The sequence below is a fragment of the Acinetobacter sp. ANC 4218 genome, assembly GCF_002135245.1.
In the GTDB taxonomy this organism is placed as follows: domain Bacteria; phylum Pseudomonadota; class Gammaproteobacteria; order Pseudomonadales; family Moraxellaceae; genus Acinetobacter.
In genome coordinates, this window is record NZ_NEGD01000010.1 from 110493 (window position 1) to 136505 (window position 26013).

The following is a 26013-nucleotide window of genomic DNA, read 5'->3' on the forward strand; positions in this document are numbered from 1 at the left end:
GAATGGCTCACTTTTTTATTCATCGCCCGATTTTTGCCTGGGTGATTGCATTGGTGATTATGCTGGCGGGTATTTTAACCCTCAGCAAAATGCCCATTGCACAATATCCGACCATTGCACCGCCAACGGTAACCATTGCTGCGACTTATCCAGGTGCATCTGCTGAAACTGTAGAAAATACAGTGACCCAAATTATTGAACAGCAAATGAACGGTCTGGATGGCTTACGCTATATTTCATCCAACAGTGCTGGTAACGGTCAGGCATCTATTGCATTGAACTTTGAACAAGGCATTGATCCTGATATTGCACAAGTTCAGGTGCAAAACAAATTACAGTCCGCAACTGCCCTGCTGCCTGAAGATGTACAGCGTCAGGGCCTCAAGGTAACCAAATCGGGTGCCAGCTTCCTGCAGGTCGTTGCATTCTACTCGCCAGATGGATCACTCTCTGATGCCGACATCAAAGACTACGTCAACTCGAATATTTCTGAACCACTGAGCCGTGTAGCTGGTGTAGGTGAAGTGCAGGTTTTTGGTGGTTCTTATGCCATGCGTATCTGGCTCGACCCAGCAAAACTCAGCAGTTACCAGCTGACTCCAAGTGATGTTGTGACTGCACTGCGCACCCAGAACGCACAGGTTGCGGTAGGTCAACTCGGTGGTGCACCTGCTGTTGAAGGCCAGGTACTGAATGCCACTGTAAATGCACAAAGCCTGTTGCAAACACCTGAACAGTTCCGTGCCATTTTCTTGAAAAATGCCGGTTCCGGTGCAAAAGTGACTGTGGGTGATGTGGCTAAAGTTGAATTAGGCTCTGACACCTATCAGTTCCGGTCTAAATTCAACGGTAAACCTGCTGGCGGTGTAGCAATTAAACTGGCTACCGGTGCAAACGCACTCGACACGGCAACTGCGGTAGAAGAGCGCTTGCAACAACTGCGCAAAAACTATCCAAGCGGTTTGAAAGACCAGTTGGCATTTGATACCACGCCGTTTATCAAACTTTCGATTGAAAGTGTGGTTCACACCTTAATTGAAGCGATTGTGCTGGTATTCCTGGTGATGTTCCTGTTCTTGCAGAACTGGCGAGCAACGCTGATTCCAACCATGGCCGTGCCTGTAGTGGTGTTGGGTACTTTTGCCATCATCAACCTGTTTGGCTTCTCGATTAACACCCTCACCATGTTTGCCATGGTCCTTGCAATTGGTTTGCTGGTGGATGATGCGATTGTTGTGGTCGAAAACGTGGAACGGGTAATGCAGGAAGAACATCTCGATCCGGTTACGGCGACTGAAAAGTCGATGCAACAGATTTCGGGTGCCCTGATCGGTATTACGACAGTATTAACCGCAGTATTCGTACCGATGGCATTCTTCAGTGGTACGACCGGTGTAATTTATCGCCAGTTCTCGATCACACTTGTGACCGCGATGATTTTATCCCTGGCCATTGCCCTGACCTTCACTCCTGCACTTTGTGCAACCTTGCTGAAACAGCATGATAAAGACAAGCCGGAAAGCAATGGTGTGTTCGCTCGCTTTTTCCGCTGGTTTAACCATGGCTTTGACCGCTTATCAGTCGGTTACCAGAAATGGGTAGGCAAACTGCTAATTCATAAAATCATTGCGGGTGCCATTTATGCTGTGGTCATCGCTGGTTTGCTGTTCATGTTTAAGAACCTGCCAAGTTCATTCCTGCCAAATGAAGACCAGGGTGTAGTAATGACGCTGGTTCAGCTTCCACCGAATGCCACACTTGATCGTACCGAAAAAGTGATTGATCAAATGAATGGTTTCTTTATGGAAGGTGAAAAGGCCAATGTCGATTCTATCTTCAGCGTTGCGGGCTTCTCATTCACGGGTATCGGTCAGAATGCCGGTTTAGCCTTCATTAAGTTAAAAGACTGGAGTGAGCGTACAACACCTGAATCTCAAATCGGTGCCATCATCCAGCGTGGTATGGCCCTGAACGTGATTGCCAAAGATGCCTCTTACGTGATGCCGTTGCAGCTTCCTGCAATGCCGGAACTGGGTGTTTCTGCCGGCTTTAACTTGCAGTTGAAAGATGCTGCAGGTAGTGGTCACGAAAAACTGATTACTGCCCGTAACATGATTCTGGGTATGGCAGCACAAGATAAACGTCTTGTCGGTGTGCGTCCGAACGGCCAGGAAGATACGCCGCAATACAAAATTTATGTTGATAATGAAAAAGCCAGCGCTATGGGCGTCAGTATTTCTGAAATCAACAGTACCATGAGTATTGCCTGGGGTGGTTCATACATTAATGACTTTATTGACCGCGGTCGCGTGAAAAAAGTCTATGTTCAGGCGGTACCCGATGCGCGTATGATGCCAGAAGATTTAAACAAGTGGTACGTACGTAACAACCTGGGACAAATGGTGCCGTTCTCTGCCTTTGCAACCGGTGAATGGACCTATGGTTCGCCACGTCTTGAACGTTATAACGGTATTGCATCGGTGAATATTCAGGGTACTCCTGCACCGGGCGTCAGCTCTGGTGATGCAATGCTCGCCATGGAAGAAATTATTGCCAAACTGCCACAAATGGGCATGAGCGGTTTTGACTATGAATGGACAGGTTTATCTTTAGAAGAACGTGAAGCAGGTTCGCAAACTGCGGGTCTATACGGGCTTTCTATGTTAATCGTGTTCCTGTGTCTTGCTGCATTGTATGAAAGCTGGTCTATTCCATTCTCGGTACTGTTGGTGATTCCTTTAGGTATTGTCGGTGCAATTGGCTTGACGTTCCTTGGCATGATCGTACTGAAAGATCCAAACTTGTCGAATAACATTTACTTCCAGGTCGCGATTATTGCCGTCATTGGTTTGGCTGCGAAGAATGCGATCCTGATTGTAGAATTCGCCAAGGAGCTGCAGGAAGATAAAGGCGAGCCTTTGCTTGAAGCGACGCTTCATGCAGCGAAAATGCGTTTACGTCCAATTATTATGACCACCCTGGCCTTCGGTTTTGGTGTACTTCCGCTTGCCCTGGCTGCAGGTGCGGGTGCAGGTAGCCAACATTCAGTCGGATATGGTGTACTGGGTGGCGTAATCAGTTCGACTTTATTGGGTATCTTCTTTATTCCGGTGTTCTACGTCTGGATTCGAAGTATCTTTAAATACAAACCTAAAAACCAAAATAATCAGGAGCAAGCATCGTGATGCAAAAGGTATGGTCTATTTCAGGTCGTAGCATTGCGGTATCTGCACTTGCGCTTGCTTTGACAGCCTGTCAAAGCATGCGTGGCCCAGAGCCCGTAGCTCAAGCAAATATTCCGGAACAGGGTTATTTAACCGCAAGTTCTGGACCTTCAATTGCTGAACAAGGTTATAAAGACTTTTTTGCCGATCCACGCTTGCTTCAAGTGCTTGATCTGGCATTGGCCAATAACCGTGATTTGCGTACTTCAACGTTGAATATTCAGCGTGCACAGCAGCAGTACCAGATTACCCAGAACAACCAGCTGCCAACCATTGGTGCCAGTGGCAGTGTACTGCGTCAGGACACCATGAACACCAAGGGTGCGATGACCAGCTACAATGTCGGCTTAGGTGTGACTGCCTATGAGCTGGATTTCTGGGGCCGCGTGCGCAGCTTGAAAGACAATGCTTTAGATACGTATTTAGCGACTTCAAGTGCGCGTGATGCAACTCAAATTGCATTGATAGGTCAGGTTGCACAAGCCTGGTTAAATTATTCGTTTGCCAATGCCAATTTAAAACTTGCCGAGCAAACCCTGAAAGCCCAGCTTGAGTCTTATAACCTCAATAAAAAACGTTTCGATGTCGGCATCGACAGTGAAGTTCCTGTGCGTCAGGCACAAATTTCTGTCGAAACGGCCCGTAACGATGTTGCCAATTACAAGACCCAAATTGCGCAAGCACAAAACCTGCTTAATTTGCTGGTTGGTCAGGCGGTTCCTGCAAACCTATTGCCAAATCAACGTGTCACACGTATTACCAGCAGCAATGCTTTAACTGCTGGCTTAACAAGTGACCTGTTAAATAACCGTCCTGATGTCCGCGCTGCTGAATATAAACTTTCTGCAGCAGGTGCCAATATCGGTGCAGCTAAGGCACGTCTGTTCCCGACCATCAGTTTGACCGGCAATGCAGGCTATGCCTCAACCAGCTTGAGTGACCTGTTTAAATCCGGTGGCTTTGTCTGGTCAATTGGCCCAAGTATCGACCTGCCAATCTTCGATTGGGGCACACGTAAAGCCAACATCAAGATTTCAGAAACAGACCAGCAAATTGCCTTATCTGATTATGAAAAATCCATTCAGTCCGCTTTCCGCGAAGTGAATGATGCCTTGGCGGTACGTCAAAATATTGGTGACCGTCTGGCAGCGCAGCGCCGTCTGGTAGATGCAACCAATACCACTTACCGACTGTCAAATGCCCGCTTCCGCGCCGGTATTGACAGCTACCTGACGGTACTGGATGCACAACGTGCCTCTTATGCTGCTGAACAGGGTCTATTGTTGCTTGAACAAGCCAACATGAATAACCAGGTTGAATTGTACAAAACACTCGGTGGTGGTCTGAAAGCCAACACCGATGATGCCGTTCAACAGGCACCTTCTTCGGCTGAACGCAAAGCGGCAAACAGCGCTCAGTAATGTTCAAATATGATAAAAAAGCCTGCACCATGCAGGCTTTTTTATTGCTTTTTTAAACATGATTTCCTATCTTCAATAAATCCCATTTCATTTGAATATCAAAAAAATGCTGCTGAGTAATTTAGAAACCGTTCCAGGTCATACCATTAGCCGACAAATTGATGTGGTCTATGGCAGCACTGTACGTAGTAAACATGTAGGACGGGACCTGCTGGCAGGCTTAAAAAATATTGTTGGTGGTGAACTGACGGCCTATACCGAACTGCTGGAAGAGTCGCGTCAGGAAGCCATGAACCGCATGATTGCAAAAGCCCAATCCATGGGTGCAAATGCCGTGGTTGGCATCCGTTTTTCAACCTCCAATATTACCCAAGGTGCTTCGGAACTTTTTGTGTATGGCACAGCAGTTGTGGTGGAGCCAAACATTCCCAAACTTCCCGATCCATTTCAAGCGCAGGTCTAAGTGATGGATGGCCTGATTCTTCAAATTGCTGTTTTTGCCATTTTATTTGCACTCGGTTTTGGTTTTGGCAGATACAATGAACGCAAGCACCTGGATTCACTGGCGGAAAATGAACAGCGTTTGGCCTATATCACTTTGGATAATAGCCGTTTTAAAACATCTTCATATCCGGGGCAACTGGTGAGCAGCAATGTAGTCATCTCGCATGATTACTTTAAATATGTGATTGCCAATATCCAGAACTTTTTCGGTGGTCGCCTGACCAGTTATGAAAGTGTGGTGGAACGTGCCCGCCGTGAAGCGATTGTCCGCTTGAAACTGGAAGCCGAAAAAATCGGTGCAACCCGGATTATGGGCTTACGCCTCAGTACCACCGAGCTGGGCATGCAAGGTGGGATGGTTGAAGTCTTTGCTTATGGGACGGCGGTTCAGAAATAATTCTAAAATTCTTCACTTCCTTGCGAAGCAGTGCTTCTCATCCCACAGAGAGAGGGAGCATCATATGATTTCACGGATGAGGGAATCTAATAATGAAAAATTTTTCTCCTTTCAGGAGATGAGCCTCCTCAGCATATATGCTTAAGGAGCAAGGAAGGAATTATATCTTGACTAACATTTTACTATTTAGAATCCCCCTTTTGCAAAGGGGGACTTTAAAGCTTCCTTTTAAAAACGAGGGAGCTTTAATTATTTCACCTTAGCCTTACGGATCATTTTATACAGTGTGCTTGGCGATAGGCGTGACATCCATACCCCCAGTTTTTCTTTAGTCCCCCCCACTACAATGTATTCTTCACCGTTCAGCAAAGCACTCAGCACGGTTTTGGCAAACGCTTCTGGCTCCAGACCATTTTCAATCGCTTCATCCTGATGCCCCTGCGGTTTACCTTCTCCATTTAAGGCGTTGAAAGACACATTGGTTTTGACAAAACCCGGAAACACCACACTGACATGAACACCCTCTTGTGCCACCTCTGCGCGCAAGCTATTGGCCCACATGTGGATGGCCGCTTTTGCCGCTGAATATGAAGCACGGTACTGGGTACCCAATAAACCCGCCACGCTAGAAACAAAGATAATCCGTCCCGAATTTTGTTGCAGGAAGGTCGGCAAAACAGTTTTGGTCAGAAACACCTGCGAGAAATAATCCACTTCCATAATGGCACGTTCAGTTTGCATGGTGGTGTCGGCAATTAAGGCACGCTGGCTTAGGCCGGCATTATTGATTAACCAGTCAATACGCCCTTTCTGGTTCAGCACTTGCTCATAAGCATGGCGAACCTGATTTTCATCAGTAATATCGGCACTGACACAGATATGCTGATCAGGATGAGGTAAGCTTAAACGGACTTTTTCCAGTTCATCGATACGGCGTGCAGTCAGTACTAGTTGTGCACCCTGCAGAGCACACTCTTGAGCAAGAGCCTTGCCCAAACCTGAAGATGCACCGGTAATCCATACCACTTTGTTGTTTAAACTGTCCTGCTGCGCCATGTTATGCTTCCTGTTTTAAATTAGGTTTCAGAATTGTTTGATCTGTCCGTTTTAGGCTCTGGGTTCAAAAACATCAGAAAATGATCAAGATAACGATAAGTATCTTGATCATCATAATAAGTTCCAATTTTTTCCAAACGTTTATAGCCCATTTGCGTGGTCAAATGAATCACCCCATTCAGGGTTTTATCAACCACCAAATTGAATTTCAACATTTTTTTAGGCTCACGTAGCAAATAGGTCACACCTTGATCGACCATTTCGGTAAAAGCTTTCAAGGCAGGCGAAACATATTGGCTATTTCCACTCTTGACTTGTTCCACACAACCTAACAGTTCCACCACCAGCACATGATCAACCTGATAGGAAATATAGTATTGATCATTTTTTTCATGTGCCATTTCAATCAAATAATTAACCATTGGAGTGAGACGGTCATTACCAAAAAATGACACCGACCACGGCATATATTTACGTACCGTATCTAAAATCTGTTGCACCACTTTTTCAGATTCCCGGTCACTGGAGGTAGATAAACGGGCAATTTCACCAAACACCTGATCGACAATTTCACAGGAGATATCCGCCAAGACTTCACCCAGCGGTTTCGCCAGACTTTCGCTTTTGCCCTGATTGAGTTGCTGGTGAATCTGCTGGAACCGTTGATGTGTTTCTGATTTTAATTTTAAAGAAATCATATAATTCATGGTGATCATCTCCTTTTTAGTATTGTTCTGCGATCATCTGCGCTGTTTTTATAATACTCTCATCATAGAACCGAATTGTGTATGTGCCAAATGCTTAATTTTTGCATTTTCTTTAGCTGCCTCATCTGTCATTTTTTTTGCTACAATAACTGCAATTTTTTATTCACTTTTGATCTGTTTTCACTATGACTGATTCTGCGCAAAATATTGCTACGACCTACGATCCTACCGAGATCGAGAAAAAATGGTACCAAACTTGGGAAGAGCGCGGTTACTTCAAGCCGTCTGAAAAAGGCGAATCATTCTGTATCATGATTCCGCCACCAAACGTCACCGGTAGCTTGCACATGGGTCATGGTTTTAACAATGCCATCATGGATGCTTTGACGCGTTTTAACCGTATGTCAGGCAAAAATACCTTATGGCAACCGGGTACGGACCATGCCGGTATTGCAACGCAAATGGTGGTAGAGCGTCAGTTGGGTGCACAAGGCATCAGCCGTCATGACCTGGGCCGTGAAAAGTTCATCGAAAAAGTCTGGGAATGGAAAGAACAGTCTGGCGGTAACATTACCCGTCAAATCCGTCGTTTAGGTTCTTCGGTTGACTGGTCACGTGAACGCTTCACCATGGATGAAGGCTTATCCAATGCGGTGAAAGAAGTGTTCGTGAAACTACATGAAGAAGGTTTGATCTACCGTGGTAAACGCTTAGTTAACTGGGATCCAAAACTGCAAACTGCCCTTTCTGACCTGGAAGTTGAGTCTGATAAAGAAGAAGCTGGTTCACTCTGGCACTTCAAATATTTCTTTGAAGATAAATCACTTCGCACGCACGATGGTAAAGATTATATCGTAGTAGCCACCACTCGCCCTGAAACGTTATTAGGCGATACCGCAGTTGCTGTTGCACTGGATGATGAACGCTATGCAGATTTGGTCGGTAAAAATATCATCCTGCCAATTACCGGTCGTGCAGTTCCAATCGTGAAAGACGAATATGTCGACAAAGAATTCGGAACCGGCTGTGTAAAAATCACTCCTGCACATGACTTCAATGACTATGAAGTGGGTAAACGCTGCGAATTGCCAATCATCAACATCTTCAACAAAAATGCTGAAGTTCTTGCTGAGTTTGAATATATCGAAAAAGCGGGCGAACAAATTTCTAAAACCATCCCTGCACCTGCGGACTATGTTGGTCTAGAACGTTTTGAAGCACGTAAAAAACTGGTTGAACAAGCGGAAGCGGAAGGCTGGTTAGACCAGATCCAACCATATACGCTTAAACCACCTCGCGGTGACCGTTCAGGTGTGATCGTTGAGCCTCTACTCACAGACCAATGGTATGTGAAGATTGCACCGCTTGCGAAACCGGCGATTGAAGCGGTTCAAGATGGTCGTATCAAGTTCGTACCTGAACAGTATAGTAACATGTACATGGCGTGGATGAACAACATTCAAGACTGGTGTATCTCTCGTCAATTGTGGTGGGGTCACCGCATCCCGGCTTGGTACGATGCTGAAGGTAATGTATTCGTTGGTCGTGATGAAGCTGAAGTTCGTGCGAAAAACAACATCCCTGCCGATGTACAGTTAAACCAAGACGAAGACGTACTGGATACCTGGTTCTCTTCAGGTCTTTGGACATTCTCAACCTTAGGTTGGACTGGCGATGCCAAGAAAGATGCGGAAAACTATTTCTTAAATACGTTCCATCCGACTGATGTCTTGGTGACTGGTTTTGACATCATCTTCTTCTGGGTGGCGCGTATGATCATGATGACCATGCACTTCATGAAGAATGAAGATGGTACACCGCAAGTGCCGTTCAAAACTGTGTATGTTCACGGTCTGGTACGTGATGGTGAAGGTCAGAAGATGTCTAAATCTAAGGGTAACGTGCTTGACCCACTCGACCTGATTGACGGTGTTGATCTTGAAACTTTAGTACAAAAACGTACCACTGGTTTAATGAACCCGAAACAGGCTTCGAAGATTGAAAAATCGACCCGTAAAGAATTCCCAGAAGGTATTCAGGCTTACGGTACAGATGCAGTTCGTTTCACATTCTGTGCGCTGGCTAACACCGGTCGTGACATCAAGTTCGACATGAAACGTGTTGAAGGTTACCGTAACTTTGCTAACAAAATCTGGAACGGTACGCGTTTCGTGATGATGAATGTTGAAGGTCAAACAGTTGGTCAAACAGCTCGTCCTGATCTTTGGGAATTGCCTGAACAATGGATCGTGAGCCGTCTACAAAAAGCGACTGCTGCGGTACAAACTGCATTTGCAACCTACCGTTTAGACCTGGCTGCACAAGCGATTTACGAGTTCATCTGGAATGAATACTGTGACTGGTATGTCGAACTGACTAAACCGGTTCTGAATGATGAAAATGTATCTGAAGAGCGTAAAGCGGAAGTTCGTCGTGTATTGCTCGCGGTGATGGAAGCGTCTTTACGTCTTGCTCATCCGTTAATGCCGTACCTGACTGAAGAAATCTGGCAAACGCTTGCGCCTAAACTTGGTATTTCAGGCGAAACCATCATGCTTGCGCAGTACCCGACTGCGGATGAGTCGTTGATGAATGATCAAGCTGAAGCAGATATGCAATGGCTGCAAGGTTTGATTGGTGCAGTACGTAACATCCGTGGTGAAATGGGCTTAGGTAATGCGCGATTGTTGCCAGTTCTTCTGCAAAATACCACCGAAGCTGAAAAAGCACAGATCACACGTATTGAAGCGTTGTTTAAAGCATTGGCGAAAGTTGAAAGCATCACCTTCTTGGCGGATGGCGAACAACCACCATTATCATCTTCTTCTGTAGTGGGTCACGTGTCTGTATACGTTCCAATGAAGGGCTTGATTGACCCGAAAGCGGAATTAGGCCGTCTACAAAAAGACTTAGACAAGGTTCAAAAGCAACATGACCAGATTGCCAACAAACTTTCTAACGAAGGTTTTGTCGCGAAAGCTCCCGCTGCTGTGGTTGAAGGCGAAAAAGTGAAACTTGCCGAGTTTGCTGACCAGTTAGCGAAGATTAAAGCGAATATGGAGCAGATTGCAGCGCTTTAAGGTGTTGTTAGTTTGATCTAATTTGTGTATAAAGGGCTGATTATTCAGCCCTTTATTTTTAATTATGACTTTAGAATTTGATGCAATAAATGGAAAAAATATTATTTATCTCAACGAGCATTAGATCATATCATTCAAGGTGAATTTTCAACTCAACCAATAGGAAATGGACAAGTAAAATCTATTCTAGCTGGTGGATTACATATTAAGGATGGCTTTGATTATTTCTTAAATAAACACCCCACTATTGCACATTTATACAACTACAATTCCTTGTTACATGAGGATTGGTTCTATGTTCGAGAATTACAAAATGGTGTTTTAACAGCGAAATTACCAAGAACTTTATTCAATAAACGTGCTGCATCAGCAACTCTATCAGTAGATAAATATTATATTTCTGGTTATTTATGGAAAACTTTATTCCCCGCAAACACAGATAAAATAAAATTACTTGAGTATATTAAAGAAGGTTTAGAAAATTTAGATTTGGAGAAATCTGAAAATGCTCAATTATTCGGTTATTGTAATATTCAATCAGATCCAACTAAAATTATACGTCTAATGTATTTTATACATGATGATAATAATATCGCTTCATGCTTTCCAACATGGACACAACCATATACAGGAAATAACGGAAAAGCTTTCAGCCACAAGCATGTTCTATCCTATCCTATTGTACAATCTACTATGATGATAGATTATAACTTCGATAGAAAAAAACTCCCTCTGACCAAACTAGATATAGACTTACTAGAAACTAAAGCTATTTTAGTTTCAGGTAAAGATGACTTTATAATTGAAAAAGATATCCAAAATTTAAATATTAAGTTAACTTCTAATCGAATTCCTAATCTTATTGCATTTGAACATGAAATTTTTAGCTTATTAGCAAATACACCAAGAATTTTTTTAGAAAGAGAAATTCCACAACCATTACACTATGAAGAATACGAATCAAATAGAAATAAGGTATTTAAAAAAATTACTAAAAAGCAAAAAAATAGAAAAAAAATATTAAAGAATTTATTGAATATATAAAATCAATAAGCGTCATAAAATACAATTTTGAATATTCAACATATATATACTCATTTTTCCAAGATAATATTCCATTTTACCCACCTAATTAACTGTGCCAATATTTATGAAAATATTATAGAATCCATAAAAATAATTCACATTTGTGATAACAAAGATAAATCCACATATTTATTAGACAATCTAGACCACATATTAGTAAACCTTATTACTTTCAATTTTTATGATCACTTGAAAAAGAAAAGAATTTTAACTTTAATTGGCAACCTATGTTATGAATACCATGACATAAAAATAATTGAAAAATTCATCAATGCTTTAATGAACTGTCCTTCTCGTTTTAATTTATTAAAAGAATACAATCAATGTCGTATGTCTCTTAATTTGATTGATACTCCTAAAACATATGACAATTGTGGTGATCTTTTAGATGAAATTGGCTTAACCAATAATTTAGGGTTCTCAATTCCCGATGTAATTGATTTTCTAAAAGAAACATTAGAAGAAAATTATCTCATAACTCCATTACCGATGGATTTTAATGAGTATCTGTTAGACTTAATTTTTAAACAAAGTCCAAACTTCCCTCTACTTGTACAAGACCATTGTAGATATATAAATGACATAGATTTTATGAGCTTTTCAGCTATTTTATGTAGTCATATAGATAAATTAATTGAGAAAAATATTTATAATGATGAATTAGCAAATAATTTATATGAATTACTTGATAAATATATCAAAATTCAAGTAGTGCAAAGAAAGCAATTAAATTTACTCTATAGGATTAAATATAATGCAAATCATGAAGACGCCAAGAAAATAGAATTCCCTGTGACTTTAAATGAAGAAAATAAATATACAATTTGTCTATTTATAGAAAGATTCTTTAACTCAATTTTCTCTCAAAGATTATGTGATAAATTAAAGGCATACTTAATAACAAATAACAATAATTCCTTGATTGATAGAATTGAACAAAAAGTTGAAGTTAAAATTGGAAAGGATATCCCACCAAACCCAGAGTTTTTACCTGAATTTATTAAAGAAAAAATTGGTTTTCAATAAATAAACTACATATTTGAACCTTGTAAATTCAAAAACTTGTTTTCCTCTACTTTTAGGAGAGGGTTAGGGAGAGGTGCTTTTAAAATTATAAAACCCTCATCCCCCGCCTTCTCCCAGAGGGAGAGGGAACTTTTCCACTTTTACTTTTAGCTCATTACACACATTCCACAAATCTTCCAACACCACATTCATCCGCGCCAACACATCATGATTCCAATAACGCACGACGGTTAAACCTAAAGCCTCTAAAAATTTGGTTCGTTCAGCATCGTATTCAATTGCATCATCCGTTCCATGCTGACTACCATCCAACTCAACCACTAAACCAATTTCATGACAGTAAAAATCCACAATGTAAGGTTCAATCACATGCTGGCGACGGAATTTTAGATCCATAAAACGCTTGGCGCGTAGGAGTTGCCACAAGATGTGTTCTGCATCGGTGGCTGTGTGGCGCATGGATTTAGCGAATTCTAATAATTGAGGATCTATTGTCATTTTATTTCCCTCTCCCTAGCCCTCTCCCATAGGGAGAGGGAACATTCATTGTGATTTTAATTATTATTATTTGCTTCTAGCTTAAATTAATTTTGTAATGGATTTCCCCTCTCCTCCCAGGAGAGGGTCAGGGAGAGGTGCTTTTAAAATTATAAAACCCCATGCTCCAACAACATCTCCAACCCTTTCAACTTCCTCATATACTTCAAGCGTTCCTTCTCCCCTTTTAGCTGCTTTTTCATCGCTGAGGTATCTGCATCTACCTGCTTATATAAATCAGTAATTTTCACTTTTCCTGTATAGGCTTTTTTATTCCAGCTCAACGATTGAATCATTTCTTCTATCTGGTCATCCAGTTTCTGGCTTTGTGCATTTAAAGCCAATTGGTAAAATTTTACCTGCTCGGCAGTTAAACCCTTTTGCGAAGTGCCCCGATTCTGCTCAATCTGGATTTGCAGTTTCAATAAATAAAACAAATCCTGCGCTGCATAAGCCTCATTCGCTCGTTGCAACATTTCGGTTTTTTCTATTCTTCTGGCTTCATCCAGCTCACGGTCTGGATGAATGATCGCCGCAATTTTTAAGTACACAGTTTTTAAGGACTGCTCTGCCAGCTTTGCAGCTTGTTCCAGTTTTTCCTGCTGCCGTTTTAACTTGGCTTGCTCACGGGCCTGTTGATACTGCTCAGTGTCCCATTCTTCAAAATCATCAGATACTATTTGATCCGAATCATTTTCTTCATCAAAAAATAGCTCTATATCCTCTACGCTTGGCTTTTTATTTTTTCTGGCCTGACTATGTTCAATATGCTGTTGATAATAATTATAAATCTCATCAACGATCTGGGCATGTTGCCCTGATAAAGATTGAGAATCTTTTAAATAAGCTGCAAGAGACTGGATTTTGACATCCAGCTGTGTCAGCTCTGCCTTGGAAAATTCTGCAGCCTGTAAATGTGCCCAAAGCTGTTCCAGTTGTTCGAACAGCACTGCATGTAGCTCATGATAGACCGGCATCAAGGTTTGACGGGTATATTGCTGAATCTCTTCCTTTGCCTGCTGCCACTGCTTCAGCTCAAGCTGCTGCTGTTCAATTTTATCAATCAGCCGGTTCAGCTTTCTCTGCTGTGGTGAAAGCTTAACATCGGGCTGAACCGTGGTTTTTAAATCGAAAGACATAAGGCAGAAAAATGCAAAAGAAAAATTATACCTGATTTATGGGAAAGTATTTTTTGGCTCATTTCAGTAAAATTGAAGCCCTGCAAAACACTTGTCAGGCATGCCTTAACACTACACGGCTTTAGGTCAGGTCAAGTTTTGAATTAACTACGTGACTCAAATAATTTCAGTTCTTTACCGAACTATAAAGGCAGGTTTGGATTAAGTCAGGCATATTATAAAAAAAATGATGAATAAACAGAGATAAGGAACTGCACACATGGATTGGGCCAGTATTTTCATCCACGATACTAGCTGGTCATTTGCCGCTGAAATTGTAGTGCGCTGCGTGTGCATGTTTATCATGATTATTCTGTTTTTACGTCTGACCGGGAAACGCGGCGTCCGGCAACTTTCGGTGTTTGAACTGGCCATTATCTTGTCGCTCGGTTCGATTGCCGGCGACCCGATGTTTACCAAAGACCTGCCATTAATTCAGGCCCTGCTGATCATGAGCGTAATCATCATGCTGTACCGCCTGACCACCTGGCTGATGATGAAATACCAACCCTTTGAAAATCTGCTGGAAGGCAAGTCGCTGTACATTGTAGAAGATGGTGTATTGGTGCTGGAGAAAATCAAGCGCGGGAAAATGTCACACGATGAATTTTTTGCAGAAATGCGCCAACAAGGCATTGAACATCTAGGTCAGGTGCGTGCCGGGCTGCTCGAAAGCGATGGTAAATTTAGTATCCTGCTTTTTCACCCGGAAGACATCCGTTATGGTTTGCCGCTGTTTCCCAAGCAATACCAGAAGGTTAATCAGGTAGAACCAAACACTTATTATGCCTGCATGTACTGTGGCCATGTCGATCAACCTAACCAGCCCGAGCAGTCCTGCCCACGCTGTGGCTGTTGCCGCTGGGCCAAAGCTATCAAAGAACCGATGCTCAGATAAGCTGGCAGTAGCTCAACTGGTTTTTGGCTTTAATTCAAGTTTATCGGCTAAAAGCTGAGTCGACGCAGTAATAATCATATTTTAAATGGCATAGTTCCTGCAGCAGTTAGCATTGCATCTGATGCAGTCTTGTTTCAAAAACTGATTGTTTGATAATCATTTATCGGTAACAAAATGGTAAAAAAACTTGCTTGAGCAAGCATTGAAAACTCGCTTAAGATGAAATCTGATCTATTTATGTACAGAACAGAAAATACCTTTTACATAACAAAACTGATGGCCTTCGCTGCCTGTTAGGCACTTGATGATAATGAAATAAAAATGGAGTTTTATACATGATACATAAACGCAGTATCACCTCCCTACTTTGTGCAAGTGCTCTTATGCTTGGGCTAAGTGCTTGTAGTGACAATAAGGCTCCCGCATCGGGTGAAAAAACCGCTGGAACCGGGGATGCCAGCGCATCCGGTACGCTGGATAAGATTAAAAAATCTGGCACCATTGTTCTGGGCTATCGTGACTCCTCTATTCCCTTTTCTTATATTGCCGACAATCCCAATCAACCGGTCGGTTATGCCCATGATTTACAGCTAAAAGTTGTAGAGGCTGTGAAGAAAAAACTGAATATGCCGGATTTAAAAATCCGTTATAACCTGGTGACCAGCCAAAACCGGATTCCACTGGTATCAAACGGTACGGTAGATCTGGAATGTGGCTCGACCACCAACAACAAGGAACGTCAGCAACAGGTCGATTTCTCGGTCGGTTTCTTTGAAGTCGGCTCTCGTCTGCTCACAGCGAAAGATTCTGGCGTTAAAGATTTTGCCGACCTGAAAGGTAAAAAACTGGTCACTACGGCGGGGACGACATCGGAACGTTATATCCGTCAGCATCAACAGGAATTAGGCATTGGAGAAATCATTTCGGCCAAAGACCATGCGGAATCTTTCCTGATGCTGCAAAACGGTCGCGCTGCGGCCTTTATGATGGATGACATTCTGCTGGCTGGTGAAAAATCTAAGGCGGCTGATCCGAATAAATGGGTGATTGTCGGAACTGCACCCATCCATGAAATTTATGGCTGCATGCTGCGTAAAGGTGATACTGGCTTTAAACAGGTAGTTGATGATGCCATTAAAGCCACCTACAGCTCCGGTGAAATCAACAAGATGTATCAGAAATGGTTCCAGCAACCCATTCCACCGAAAAATATCAACCTGAACTTCCAGATGTCTGATCAGTTAAAAGCTTTAATCAGTAACCCACATGATCGTGACCAATAAACATTAGAACAACAACTTAATATATCAGGCAGAAAAAGGACTTTTTTGCCTGACCCGACTCAGGAGTTACTATGAATTATAGTTGGAACTGGGGAGTTTTATTTCAGCCCACTGGAGTGGGCGACACCACCTATCTGAACTGGATTGTGACCGGTCTGGGCTGGCTGCTGGTGATTGCCGTAGTGGCCTGGAGCATTGCCATGGTGTTGGGCAGCATACTGGGCATCATGCGCACCTTACCCAGCAAAACCGCACGGGGCATTGGCACGGCGTATGTGACCATCTTTCGTAATGTCCCCTTATTAATTCAATTGTTTATCTGGTTCTATGTGGTTCCCAACTTTTTACCCACGACCATCAAATTATGGTGGATGAATGATCTGGGCGCGAATACTACGGCACTCATTTCCGCCAGTGTCGGTTTGGGGCTATTTACCGCAGCACGGGTCTGTGAACAGGTGCGTACCGGAATTGAAGCCTTGCCGGTCGGTCAGGTCCATGCCGGTTATGCCATGGGCTTTAGCACTGCTCAGCTATACCGTTATGTGATTTTACCGCAATCATTCCGGATGATTTTACCGCCACTGAGTTCCGAGTTGACCAACTGTGTCAAAAATACCTCAGTAGCCTCACTGGTCGGTGTGGCAGAAATTATTTCCCAGATGAAAACCATCAGTGAATATACCCAGAACACTATCGAAATTTATACCTTTGTGACCATCATCTTTATTGTGATTAACTTCTGCTTAATTCAGGCAATGAATATGCTGGAAAAACGCTTACGTGTTCCCGGTCTGATTGCAGGAGATAAATAATGGAATGGCTCACTGCATTTTTAAATGACTTACAACTCTCCGCTCCAGCCTTGTGGCATGGCATGAGCATTACTTTAAAAGTGGTCATCAGTGCGACCATCGGCGGTATTTTAATTGGTACCCTGCTGGCCTTAATGCGCTTATCGTCATTTAAAGTCCTGAATTTATTTGCGCAAGGCTATGTCAATCTGTTCCGTTCTATCCCCTTACTACTGGTACTAATGTGGTTCTATTTTGCCGTACCGTTTATTTATACGGCTGTTACGGGCAATTATCTGACTATTGATACCGCACTGGTATCCAGTATTGTGGCGTTCATGCTGTTTGAAGCGGCTTACTTTTCGGAAATTGTCCGGGCCGGCATCCAGTCCATTCCCAAGGGCCAAACTGCGGCCGCCTATGCACTCGGCATGAGTTACAGCCAGTCGATGCGACTCATTATTCTGCCGCAGGCGTTCCGTAAAATGACCCCGCTGCTGTTACAACAGACCATTATCTTGTTTCAGGATTCCACCATGGTTTATGCCATTGGTTTGCTGGACTTTTTCCGGACCAACTATGTCCGTGGCGACCTGATGTCGCTATTGACCCAATATATTTTATTTGCAGGTTTGGTGTACTTCACTGTGAGTATGATCGCGACCTATGCCGTTAAAAAATTACAAAGGAAGTTAACTGTATGACTGATGGTAAAGTGATGATTGATCTGCAAAATGTCAGTAAATGGTACAAAGATTTTCAGGTACTGACCGACTGCACCACCCAGATTCACCAAGGGGAAGTGGTGGTGGTCTGTGGACCTTCAGGTTCAGGTAAATCGACTCTGATTAAAACTGTGAATGGTCTGGAACCCTTTCAGCAAGGCAATATTATTGTGGATGGTATTTCCATCAAGGACCCCAAAACCGACCTGACCAAACTGCGCAGCCGTGTGGGTATGGTATTTCAACATTTCGAGCTGTTTCCTCACTTAAGCATTACTGAAAATCTGACCATTGCCCAAATTAAAGTACTGGGCCGTTCTGAAGCTGAAGCCAAGAAAAAAGGCTTGGCCTATCTGGAACGGGTCGGACTCAGTGCTCACGCCAACAAGTTCCCGGCACAACTGTCCGGTGGCCAGCAGCAACGTGTGGCCATTGCCCGTGCCTTAAGCATGGACCCGATTGCGATGCTGTTTGATGAACCGACTTCGGCACTAGACCCGGAAATGATCAATGAAGTGCTGGACGTGATGGTCGAACTGGCCAAAGAAGGCATGACCATGATGTGTGTGACCCATGAAATGGGCTTCGCCCGCCAGGTGGCCAACCGGGTGATTTTTATGGATCAGGGAAAAATTGTGGAAGACTGTAGCAAAGATGAATTCTTTAACACCCAACGCGGTGAACGTGCACAGCAGTTCCTAAATAAAATTTTGCACTAAAAGAGTGAGTACTTTAACCAAGTCCAGAGTTTTTGGCTTGGTTTTTTTGTGCTCAATTTCTAAAACTGAACCAAATTAGAATTTCTTTAAATATATTTTTCATTTTTTCTTTATGATGAGCGAGAAACCCGTTTACATTTTTATCGGGCTAAACTTGCTACTATTCAGTGCTATAAAAAACATATAAAACCAACTTCTTTAAAAAAGTTAAATTTTATTCAATTTTCATATATTTATTTATAATTTAAATTAAACAATATTGCACCATAATAACGCAAATCATTCATACTTCAGCAAGTGATTGCTTTATATCGAGTCTTATGGTCTTTTTCTCAGCCTTAATCAAAATTTCCCCATTTCGACCATCTTCACGAAAATAATCTCATGGTTATACTGATCTTCTTTTTGTGATTTTAAGCACTAAAATGGAGCCATAAAATGCAAAATACAGATTTACTCTTTCTCCTTCTTGGTGCAGTTTTAGTTTTAGCCATGCATGCAGGTTTTGCATTCCTGGAACTGGGCACAGTACGACATAAAAATCAGGTCAATGCCCTAAGTAAAATTTTGACAGATTTCTCCATTTCTGCCATCGCCTACTTTTTTGTCGGCTACTATATTGCTTATGGACAACACTTTTTTCATATCGGTACAACCTTAGCCGCAGATCATGGCTACAACCTGATGCGCTGCTTCTTTCTGCTGACCTTTGCTGCTGCCATTCCTGCCATTATTTCTGGAGGTATTGCAGAACGGGCCAAAATGCGTTCTCAAGCAATTGCTACATTATTATTGGTGGCACTGGTTTACCCTTTCTTTGAAGGCATTGCCTGGAACGGCAATTTAGGATTACAAGGCTGGTTAGCAAAAACTTTTGGTGCAGCTTTCCACGATTTTGCCGGTTCAGTCGTGGTGCATGCTATGGGTGGCTGGATTGCACTCGCAGCGGTCATTTTACTGGGCGCACGTCATGGTCGTTATAAAAAAGATGGTCGTGTCAGTGCACATCCCCCTTCTTCCATTCCATTTCTGGCACTTGGTTCATGGATTCTAATTGTCGGCTGGTTTGGTTTTAACGTGATGAGTGCACAACGTCTGGATGCCATTTCTGGACTGGTTGCCATTAACTCACTGATGGCCATGGTTGGTGGTACTATTGCGGCCAACTTCATCGGCAAAAATGACCCGGGCTTCCTGCACAACGGTCCTTTGGCTGGTCTGGTTGCCATCTGTGCAGGTTCGGATGTGGTTCACCCCGTAGGTGCATTAATCATTGGCATGGTGGCTGGGGTCATTTTTGTCAAACTGTTCACTTATACCCAAAACAAACTGAAAGTGGATGATGTACTCGGTGTTTGGCCATTACACGGCGTATGCGGAACCTTTGGCGGTTTAGCCGTAGGAATTTTCGGACAGCAATGGCTCGGCGGTTTGGGCGGTGTTTCAATCCTCTCTCAACTGATTGGTACTTTACTGGCCATCTCCATTGCACTGGCTGGCGGCTTTTTCGTTTACGGCGTACTTAAACTGATTATGGGCATTCGTTTATCGCAGGAAGATGAATTCCGCGGTGCAGATTTATCGATTCATAAAATTTCAGCCAATTCGGAAGAAACCATTTTTTAAAGCTGATGCTTTAAACTGACTATCTAAACGACATTTCAATTTTCAGAGCGACTCAAAAGAGTCGCTTTTTATTTCTTAGATTTAACTGTCTTAAACAGTTTTTCCTTATTGAATAGACTTCTTTCATAAATCATTTTCAATGACTACAAATTGTTCGTAATGCAAAGTTAAAATAGATTTTAGTAGGTATTTGATTCATGAATGTGGCATGGATGCCACAACGTTTCTCATCACGACAAGGATGTCGTGTATGGGAAACAAAAGGTTTTTGGCTACTTTTGACCTTTCAAAAGTAGAGACATTGCCTACGCAGAGGTATCAAAATGAAATTACTTAAATATGAGGCCGTGGTAATTTAGAAAATCTAATTTTAAATATCATCAACATCATAAAAACTGCTTAATTTCAGCCAGAGATTGAATGCAATTTATGGGCTGATCTTGAACTTCATGAAAACCCTGTAACCAGACAGCCTGCATACCGGCATCCATTGCCCCTTGTACATCATTGACGGGATGATCACCGACAAAAAGGCAATGTTCTGGTGCAACGCCCAGCCTCTGGCTGGTATAGAGAAAAATTTCCGGATTCGGTTTACTGATGCCGACCAGTTCAGAACTGACAATTTCATCAAAATAATGACTAAAACCCAAACCCTGTAAAATGGTGAGTCGGGTCGCATGTCCACCATTTGAAATGACCGCCAGCTGATAACCATCCTGTTTTAGTTCGGTTAAGAGCTGACTGGCACCCTGCATGGCCACTGCGGATAAGCCAAATTGCTGAAACCAGAATTGGGTAAGTTCATCCAAATGTGGCATGCTTTTCCATGTTAATTCCTGCTGCAAGGCATAAGCCACAGATGCAGCAATGCTGGGATGGGTGAGCAATTCTTTTTTCGGGTAGCCACCATTATCAATGCGACGGATAATCGCCTGAATTTTCCCAATTGCATCATGCGGGAACTGGTGCTGATAGACCTGTAGCAGATATTGACTATACGCCAGAATACTTTGATCACGATGGGTTAAGGTATTATCCAGGTCGAATAGAACAGCACGAATCGTCATTTGAATACCTATAGCAATCTTGCCGTTAATGTAGCATTAAAGCTTGATCCGGTTATGCTCTTTCCTGGATATGCTTATCAACATTTAACCCAACATCATACTTAACACGATACTTTTACGGCGATTTTCCCCACCGATTCAAGCTCGCTTAAGTCTGGATTAAGTTTTTATTGCTGTAATCGCAGCACTAAAATCAATTGATCTTTACTATGCACGATAAGCAACGTTTTATGCTCTATCAGGGCTGTTTTCTCATTATCAGTTTTTGCCTGCTTTTAGTTTGTTTCCCGATTGGGGGGGCACTGGATCTGACGCTAATTCATCCCTGGGTCAGTGAATCCGGGAAATTCCTGTTACGTGACAATTGGTATTTAGCTGAACTGAACCATCGTTATGTCAAAAATCTGATTATTGCGGTATATACCGGCTTTTTTTTGATCTGGCTGGCATCGTTCAAGTTTGAGAAAGTTAAAGCTTTACGCTGGACCTATGGTTATTTCTTTGGGCTGATCCTCCTTTCCACCTCAATTATTGGCTTGTTGAAATCACAGTCTGCCCATGCCTGCCCCTGGAATATCACCATTCCGACCCATCAAGGTTTTTTCTGGGATTTTTCTGCCACCAAAGGACACTGTTTCCCGGGGGGACATGCATCTACCGGCTTTGCACTGATGGCTGGTTTTTTTGTATTCAGACTTTCCGATAAAAAGCGTGCCTATTTTTTTCTGGTCTCGGGGCTTATTTTAGGTTTCGCCATGGGCTGGGCGCAAATGATGCGTGGAGCACATTTTCTCAGTCATAACTTATGGACCGCCTGGATTATCTGGCTCGTCAACGTGAGCTTTTATCTACTCAATTATAAAAGATTTGCACCAAGCCAAAGCATGGATAAAACAGCCGAGATAGTTTAACTGCTCATACCTATCTGCTAGAACCCATCATCTAAGAGAAGAGAAGTGATCTGCTAGAGTGGCAATTGCACATTGACCTGCAAGCCACCTAAGCTGGCACTCTTGGAAAAAGAAATCTTGCCGCCAAGCCTTTCTGTGGCTTTATCTACAATAGATAGTCCCAAACCACTGCCTATTTCCAGATGATGATGGATACGATAAAAGCGCTTAAGAATTTTTTCATACAGTTCGGGGGAAATTCCGGGTCCACTATCTTCGACCTGAATCATGGCAAAACCTGCCTGTTCAAATACAGACACATTAATCACTCCCTGATTGGGCGTGTATTTAATCGCGTTATCAATCAGGTTATAAATAATGGAATGTACTGCTGATTCCTGACAATACAGCAGCACATCTTCCTGACGTTCCATACCCAAGTCAATTTCTTTCTGCATGGCCAGATGAACCAGCTGTTCTACACAATTCACCGCGACCTGATTCAGTAAAAACTGCTGTTTGGTCTCAACTTCTAGAATTGACGCATCCTGTTTAGCCAGGCTGAGTAATTGGCTGACCAAATGCTGAATCCGGATTAATCCTTTACTTAAATTCTGTAGCTCCTGAGCATCAGGAAACTGTTTTAACAAAATCTGCATCTGTAAATTCAATGCAGTGATAGGCGTGCGAAGCTCATGTGCTGCATCGGCAATAAACTGCCGCTGCTCCTGCTGTGCAAAGGAAATCCGATCAAACAAATGATTCATTTCGGTAATGGTCGGCACAATTTCAAGCGGATAATTATCTGATTGAATGGCACTTAATTCCTCCGAATCACGTTGTGCCAATTCCGCTTTAAAATCATCCAAAGGCTGCAGGCTGCGGCTAATAATCCAGCTCAGTCCCCAAATCACAAAAGGCATAAACAGTAAATAAGGAATAAACATACTGCCGGCAAGTTCCAAGGCTAGATGCTGCCGTGTCGATTGTTGCTGGCTCACCTGAATCTGATAATGTTCTAAAGGCAGAATGTAAGTATGCCAAACCCCTTGTGCGGTTTTATGGGTATAAAATCCTGCTTTTTTCACAGGATGAACCAATAAATTCATGGCATGGCTTTTATGTTCTTCATTTGCATAAGACCAGACATCGACAAACAGGTCTTCTTCGTGATAATGCCTGGCTTGATCAAACTTGCTTTGCACCGGTTCAGGATCATGCTGCGCGACGCGTTCTGCCAGATTCTGCATCTGGGCATCTAACACTTCATTAATTTCTTGCAGGGCGATGCGGTAAGCAGAAAAAATCAGCAAGCAGCCCAAGGCAATACTAAAAACAGAAACATAAATAATCAGGCGTTTTTTTAATGAATACTGTGACTGCACCAGTGACTGACCTTCTAGCTGATTTTATCGTTGTCTGAATTTATAATTGTCCCAGTCGATAACCTAAACCACGAATGGTGCAAATAAAATCTTTGCCGAGTTTGGCGCGTAAGTGATGCACATACACTTCAATGGTATTGCTGCTTACTTCGCTATCCAGATCATACAATTTATCTTCTAAATTGGCTTTAGAAAATATCTTGTTTGGATGACTCACCAAGGGAATCAAAATCGCCCATTCACGATTGGACAGGTCAATATATTGCCCCTTAAACTTGGCAATGTGCTGTTCAACATCCAGCGTGAGTTCGCCATAACTTAAAATTTGCGGGCTGTCCTGAAGCGCAGATTCTACTCCACTACGACGTAATAGAGCATGGATGCGGGCCAACAGTTCATCAAATTCATAGGGTTTGACCAGATAGTCATCTGCCCCACAGTTCAATCCATCCACCCGGTTTTGCAGTTGATCCCGTGCTGAAATAATCAGCACAGGTAAAGCAGGCCACTGCTGGCGAATCTGTTTCAATACCTGCATCCCGTCCATCATCGGCAAGCCTAGATCGAGTAGGACGATATCAAACTTTTCCTGTATGAGTTTCTTTAAACCGTCAATGCCATTATTGACCCATTCCACATCAAATTGCTGATATTTCAGCAAAGTGATGCTGGATTCAGCAATCATGAAATCATCTTCAATGATCAATATTTTAGCCATATTTTAAACTCATACTTTCTGTTTTGACTGACAGTTCTGCAACATATTGTTTTGTTCGTCAATGGTTTGGGTTTTGACATCCAGCAAACTTAACAGACTTGGGAACAGATTATCCTGACTTAATTGTTTGCTTTTTTGCTGGGCTAAGCAAGTGATTTGCGCAGAATTTTGTGCAGTCCATTCAGGAGAAAACCACATCAACATTGGAACATGAGTTTGTTGGCTAGGTGCAATCGCATAAGGTGAGCCATGTAAATATAAACCATGTTCTCCTGTCGATTCACCATGATCAGACAGATACCAGAACCCACTTTGATAAGTGCTGTTGCCTTTTAACACCTGAATGAGTGAACTTAAAACATGGTCGGTATATACAATTGAATTATCATAAGTATTCAACAATTCTGTACGGCTGCAACCTTGAATTGCATTGCTATCGCAACTTGGTTTAAAAGGTTGGAAGGGTGCTTTGGAACGCTGATAATAAGCAGGTCCGTGACTACCCATCTGATGTAATACAATTAAACGTGGAGTCTTGTCGGTTTCAGGAATTGTAGCCAAATAAGTTTTTAGACTATCGACCAGAATTTCATCATAGCAGTCGCCATTTTTGGCACACCATTTATCTTTGAGCTGTTGCGGAATCTGATACTGTTCAACCCGGTCACAGGCACCTTTACAACCCGAGTTATTATCCATCCAGGTCACTTTATAGCCGGCACGTTGTGCAATATCGAGTAGTCCTTCACGGTGACTGGCCAGCTGTTCATCATAATCTTTTCGAGGCATGCCGGAGAACATGCAGGGTACGGATACAGCGGTTGCAGTACCACATGAACTCACCTGACTAAAATTGATAATGTCCAGTTTAGAGAGTTCAGGATTGGTATTTTTGGCATAGCCATTCAATGAAAAACTTTCTGCACGGGCTGTTTCACCCACGACCAACACCATAAGCTTAGGTTTAGCCTGCTTATTGACTGGCTGAAGCAAATGAGCATCTTCACCATAACGAACTAAAGGTAAATTCTGCTTAGGTGCAGATTTACGGTAATACGATAAGGTCGATGCGATGGCATTTTGTGGAGAAATCATGCCTTTCAAATCACGATGTTCCCGGAAAATCGCAGCATAATCTACATAAAAGGTAAACAGCAAGGCGCCAACCACTAACAATGAAGCGATACTGCTTAACATTTTTTTGCCAAGTTTAGGTAAAAAAGCTTCAGGCTTGATCCGAACGAGCGCCACAAAAATGAGTGGGAAAATGACAAATACCAGCGTCCAAAGCCCAAAGCGTAAGGACATCAATCCGCGGACTTCACGGGCATCGGTTTGCATCATATTCTGAACTTGTTCAGGTGAAATCACCACGCCCAAACTATTGACAAAATAGGCCGTAAAGCCCCCAATCACTAAAAAAATTGAAGCCAGTATTTTTGCATTCCAGCGCCATTGCAGCAGCTGAAAAATCAGGTTATAGGCCGCCACGATCACCAATACGGTCGCGATTAAAAATAAATAGGCTTTGCTGCCCTGATAAGGGGTCAAACTTTGTATTTTTTGAAAAAAGGCAAAATTCAGCACCAAGCCCAACCATATTGCCAGCAATAAATTAAACAGGCTTAACGAAATGGGCTTTATTTTATCACGTATAGGACTGATGATATTTGACATGACTGTTGGTTA

22 protein-coding genes are annotated in these 26013 nt (G+C 42.7%); 14 read left to right on the forward strand and 8 right to left on the reverse strand.

What is annotated here, in order from left to right; all coding sequences use genetic code 11:
- Window positions 1-2 precede the first annotated feature (2 nt).
- The 4 genes from B9T38_RS11210 to B9T38_RS11225 all read left to right on the forward strand — a co-directional run bounded on the left by B9T38_RS11210 (window position 3) and on the right by B9T38_RS11225 (window position 5546).
- On the forward strand, window positions 3-3185 hold the full coding sequence (locus B9T38_RS11210) for an efflux RND transporter permease subunit (RefSeq protein ID WP_086196868.1): 3183 nt from the start codon (window positions 3-5) through the stop codon (window positions 3183-3185).
- The gene (adeK, locus tag B9T38_RS11215; protein WP_086196869.1) at window positions 3185-4645 is read left to right on the forward strand and encodes a multidrug efflux RND transporter AdeIJK outer membrane channel subunit AdeK; all 1461 of its coding nucleotides are present in this window, start codon (window positions 3185-3187) and stop codon (window positions 4643-4645) included. The genes B9T38_RS11210 and adeK overlap by 1 nt, the downstream gene beginning before the upstream one ends.
- A gap of 106 nt (window positions 4646-4751) precedes the next feature.
- Window positions 4752-5108 (forward strand): YbjQ family protein, encoded by a 357-nt coding sequence (locus B9T38_RS11220; protein WP_086196870.1) that lies wholly within the window; start codon window positions 4752-4754, stop codon window positions 5106-5108.
- 3 nt (window positions 5109-5111) lie between these two features.
- The gene (locus B9T38_RS11225) at window positions 5112-5546 is read left to right on the forward strand and encodes a YbjQ family protein (RefSeq protein WP_086196871.1); all 435 of its coding nucleotides are present in this window, start codon (window positions 5112-5114) and stop codon (window positions 5544-5546) included.
- Between the two features lie 249 nt (window positions 5547-5795).
- Here B9T38_RS11225 and B9T38_RS11230 read toward each other — a convergent pair whose 3' ends face one another.
- Both B9T38_RS11230 and B9T38_RS11235 read right to left on the reverse strand, forming a co-directional pair.
- Window positions 5796-6602, reverse strand: coding sequence for an SDR family oxidoreductase (locus tag B9T38_RS11230; protein WP_086196872.1), 807 nt, complete (start codon window positions 6600-6602; stop codon window positions 5796-5798).
- Between the two features lie 20 nt (window positions 6603-6622).
- On the reverse strand, window positions 6623-7309 hold the full coding sequence (locus B9T38_RS11235) for a hypothetical protein (RefSeq protein ID WP_086196873.1): 687 nt from the start codon (window positions 7307-7309) through the stop codon (window positions 6623-6625).
- A gap of 185 nt (window positions 7310-7494) precedes the next feature.
- Between B9T38_RS11235 and B9T38_RS11240 the strand changes: the two genes are divergently transcribed.
- The 3 genes from B9T38_RS11240 to B9T38_RS11250 all read left to right on the forward strand — a co-directional run bounded on the left by B9T38_RS11240 (window position 7495) and on the right by B9T38_RS11250 (window position 12501).
- On the forward strand, window positions 7495-10389 hold the full coding sequence (locus tag B9T38_RS11240) for a valine--tRNA ligase (RefSeq protein ID WP_086196874.1): 2895 nt from the start codon (window positions 7495-7497) through the stop codon (window positions 10387-10389).
- A gap of 273 nt (window positions 10390-10662) precedes the next feature.
- Entirely contained in the window at window positions 10663-11433 is a 771-nt protein-coding gene (locus tag B9T38_RS11245; protein WP_086196875.1) for a hypothetical protein, read from the forward strand.
- Window positions 11434-11664: 231 nt separating this feature from the next.
- Window positions 11665-12501 (forward strand): hypothetical protein, encoded by an 837-nt coding sequence (locus tag B9T38_RS11250; RefSeq protein WP_143222696.1) that lies wholly within the window; start codon window positions 11665-11667, stop codon window positions 12499-12501.
- A gap of 96 nt (window positions 12502-12597) precedes the next feature.
- Here the strand turns inward: B9T38_RS11250 and B9T38_RS11255 are convergent, their stop codons facing one another.
- Together B9T38_RS11255 and B9T38_RS11260 are read right to left on the reverse strand one after the other, a co-directional pair.
- Window positions 12598-12999, reverse strand: coding sequence for an endonuclease domain-containing protein (locus B9T38_RS11255; protein WP_086196877.1), 402 nt, complete (start codon window positions 12997-12999; stop codon window positions 12598-12600).
- Between the two features lie 149 nt (window positions 13000-13148).
- Window positions 13149-14177, reverse strand: a complete 1029-nt coding sequence (locus B9T38_RS11260; protein ID WP_086196878.1) for a coiled-coil domain-containing protein — start codon at window positions 14175-14177, stop codon at window positions 13149-13151.
- A gap of 259 nt (window positions 14178-14436) precedes the next feature.
- On the opposite strand from B9T38_RS11260, the gene B9T38_RS11265 reads away from it, so the two are divergent.
- The 6 genes from B9T38_RS11265 to B9T38_RS11290 all read left to right on the forward strand — a co-directional run bounded on the left by B9T38_RS11265 (window position 14437) and on the right by B9T38_RS11290 (window position 20261).
- A complete protein-coding gene (locus B9T38_RS11265) occupies window positions 14437-15114 on the forward strand; it encodes a DUF421 domain-containing protein (protein ID WP_086196879.1) in 678 nt (225 codons plus the stop codon).
- A gap of 335 nt (window positions 15115-15449) precedes the next feature.
- Window positions 15450-16397 carry a transporter substrate-binding domain-containing protein gene (locus tag B9T38_RS11270; protein WP_086196880.1) on the forward strand — a complete coding sequence of 316 codons (948 nt, stop codon included), beginning with the start codon at window positions 15450-15452 and terminating at the stop codon, window positions 16395-16397.
- A 71-nt stretch (window positions 16398-16468) separates the two neighbouring features.
- Window positions 16469-17212, forward strand: coding sequence for an amino acid ABC transporter permease (locus B9T38_RS11275; RefSeq protein WP_086196881.1), 744 nt, complete (start codon window positions 16469-16471; stop codon window positions 17210-17212).
- Complete coding sequence (locus B9T38_RS11280; protein ID WP_086196882.1) at window positions 17212-17895, forward strand: ABC transporter permease subunit; 684 nt, start codon at window positions 17212-17214, stop codon at window positions 17893-17895. Before B9T38_RS11275 ends, B9T38_RS11280 begins: the two co-directional genes overlap by 1 nt.
- 14 nt (window positions 17896-17909) lie before the next feature.
- Window positions 17910-18635, forward strand: coding sequence for an amino acid ABC transporter ATP-binding protein (locus B9T38_RS11285; protein WP_171263231.1), 726 nt, complete (start codon window positions 17910-17912; stop codon window positions 18633-18635).
- 438 nt (window positions 18636-19073) lie between these two features.
- On the forward strand, window positions 19074-20261 hold the full coding sequence (locus B9T38_RS11290) for an ammonium transporter (RefSeq protein WP_086196884.1): 1188 nt from the start codon (window positions 19074-19076) through the stop codon (window positions 20259-20261).
- A 386-nt stretch (window positions 20262-20647) separates the two neighbouring features.
- On the opposite strand, the gene B9T38_RS11295 is transcribed toward B9T38_RS11290, so the two are convergent.
- Complete coding sequence (locus tag B9T38_RS11295; protein ID WP_086196885.1) at window positions 20648-21331, reverse strand: HAD family hydrolase; 684 nt, start codon at window positions 21329-21331, stop codon at window positions 20648-20650.
- A 209-nt stretch (window positions 21332-21540) separates the two neighbouring features.
- On the opposite strand from B9T38_RS11295, the gene B9T38_RS11300 reads away from it, so the two are divergent.
- Window positions 21541-22242, forward strand: a complete 702-nt coding sequence (locus B9T38_RS11300; protein ID WP_086196886.1) for a phosphatase PAP2 family protein — start codon at window positions 21541-21543, stop codon at window positions 22240-22242.
- A 53-nt stretch (window positions 22243-22295) separates the two neighbouring features.
- Here the strand turns inward: B9T38_RS11300 and B9T38_RS11305 are convergent, their stop codons facing one another.
- The 3 genes from B9T38_RS11305 to B9T38_RS11315 are packed head-to-tail and all read right to left on the reverse strand — an operon-like array spanning window position 22296 to window position 26001.
- Window positions 22296-23606 carry an ATP-binding protein gene (locus B9T38_RS11305; protein ID WP_086196887.1) on the reverse strand — a complete coding sequence of 437 codons (1311 nt, stop codon included), beginning with the start codon at window positions 23604-23606 and terminating at the stop codon, window positions 22296-22298.
- 40 nt (window positions 23607-23646) lie between these two features.
- A complete protein-coding gene (locus B9T38_RS11310; protein ID WP_086196888.1) occupies window positions 23647-24324 on the reverse strand; it encodes a response regulator transcription factor in 678 nt (225 codons plus the stop codon).
- 9 nt (window positions 24325-24333) lie between these two features.
- Window positions 24334-26001 carry a phosphoethanolamine transferase gene (locus tag B9T38_RS11315; protein WP_086196889.1) on the reverse strand — a complete coding sequence of 556 codons (1668 nt, stop codon included), beginning with the start codon at window positions 25999-26001 and terminating at the stop codon, window positions 24334-24336.
- Window positions 26002-26013: the final 12 nt, after the last annotated feature.

What these genes read in the sequence shown, in the direction of transcription:
- B9T38_RS11210 (WP_086196868.1), top strand. Translation starts at nt 3, where the DNA reads ATGGCTCACTTTTTTATTCATCGCCCGATTTTTGCCTGGGTGATTGCA.
- adeK (WP_086196869.1), top strand. Translation starts at nt 3,185, where the DNA reads ATGCAAAAGGTATGGTCTATTTCAGGTCGTAGCATTGCGGTATCTGCA.
- B9T38_RS11220 (WP_086196870.1), top strand. Translation starts at nt 4,752, where the DNA reads ATGCTGCTGAGTAATTTAGAAACCGTTCCAGGTCATACCATTAGCCGA.
- B9T38_RS11225 (WP_086196871.1), top strand. Translation starts at nt 5,112, where the DNA reads ATGGATGGCCTGATTCTTCAAATTGCTGTTTTTGCCATTTTATTTGCA.
- B9T38_RS11230 (WP_086196872.1), bottom strand. Translation starts at nt 6,602, where the DNA reads ATGGCGCAGCAGGACAGTTTAAACAACAAAGTGGTATGGATTACCGGT.
- B9T38_RS11235 (WP_086196873.1), bottom strand. Translation starts at nt 7,309, where the DNA reads ATGAATTATATGATTTCTTTAAAATTAAAATCAGAAACACATCAACGG.
- B9T38_RS11240 (WP_086196874.1), top strand. Translation starts at nt 7,495, where the DNA reads ATGACTGATTCTGCGCAAAATATTGCTACGACCTACGATCCTACCGAG.
- B9T38_RS11255 (WP_086196877.1), bottom strand. Translation starts at nt 12,999, where the DNA reads ATGACAATAGATCCTCAATTATTAGAATTCGCTAAATCCATGCGCCAC.
- B9T38_RS11260 (WP_086196878.1), bottom strand. Translation starts at nt 14,177, where the DNA reads ATGTCTTTCGATTTAAAAACCACGGTTCAGCCCGATGTTAAGCTTTCA.
- B9T38_RS11265 (WP_086196879.1), top strand. Translation starts at nt 14,437, where the DNA reads ATGGATTGGGCCAGTATTTTCATCCACGATACTAGCTGGTCATTTGCC.
- B9T38_RS11270 (WP_086196880.1), top strand. Translation starts at nt 15,450, where the DNA reads ATGATACATAAACGCAGTATCACCTCCCTACTTTGTGCAAGTGCTCTT.
- B9T38_RS11275 (WP_086196881.1), top strand. Translation starts at nt 16,469, where the DNA reads ATGAATTATAGTTGGAACTGGGGAGTTTTATTTCAGCCCACTGGAGTG.
- B9T38_RS11280 (WP_086196882.1), top strand. Translation starts at nt 17,212, where the DNA reads ATGGAATGGCTCACTGCATTTTTAAATGACTTACAACTCTCCGCTCCA.
- B9T38_RS11285 (WP_171263231.1), top strand. Translation starts at nt 17,910, where the DNA reads ATGATTGATCTGCAAAATGTCAGTAAATGGTACAAAGATTTTCAGGTA.
- B9T38_RS11290 (WP_086196884.1), top strand. Translation starts at nt 19,074, where the DNA reads ATGCAAAATACAGATTTACTCTTTCTCCTTCTTGGTGCAGTTTTAGTT.
- B9T38_RS11295 (WP_086196885.1), bottom strand. Translation starts at nt 21,331, where the DNA reads ATGACGATTCGTGCTGTTCTATTCGACCTGGATAATACCTTAACCCAT.
- B9T38_RS11300 (WP_086196886.1), top strand. Translation starts at nt 21,541, where the DNA reads ATGCACGATAAGCAACGTTTTATGCTCTATCAGGGCTGTTTTCTCATT.
- B9T38_RS11310 (WP_086196888.1), bottom strand. Translation starts at nt 24,324, where the DNA reads ATGGCTAAAATATTGATCATTGAAGATGATTTCATGATTGCTGAATCC.
- B9T38_RS11315 (WP_086196889.1), bottom strand. Translation starts at nt 26,001, where the DNA reads ATGTCAAATATCATCAGTCCTATACGTGATAAAATAAAGCCCATTTCG.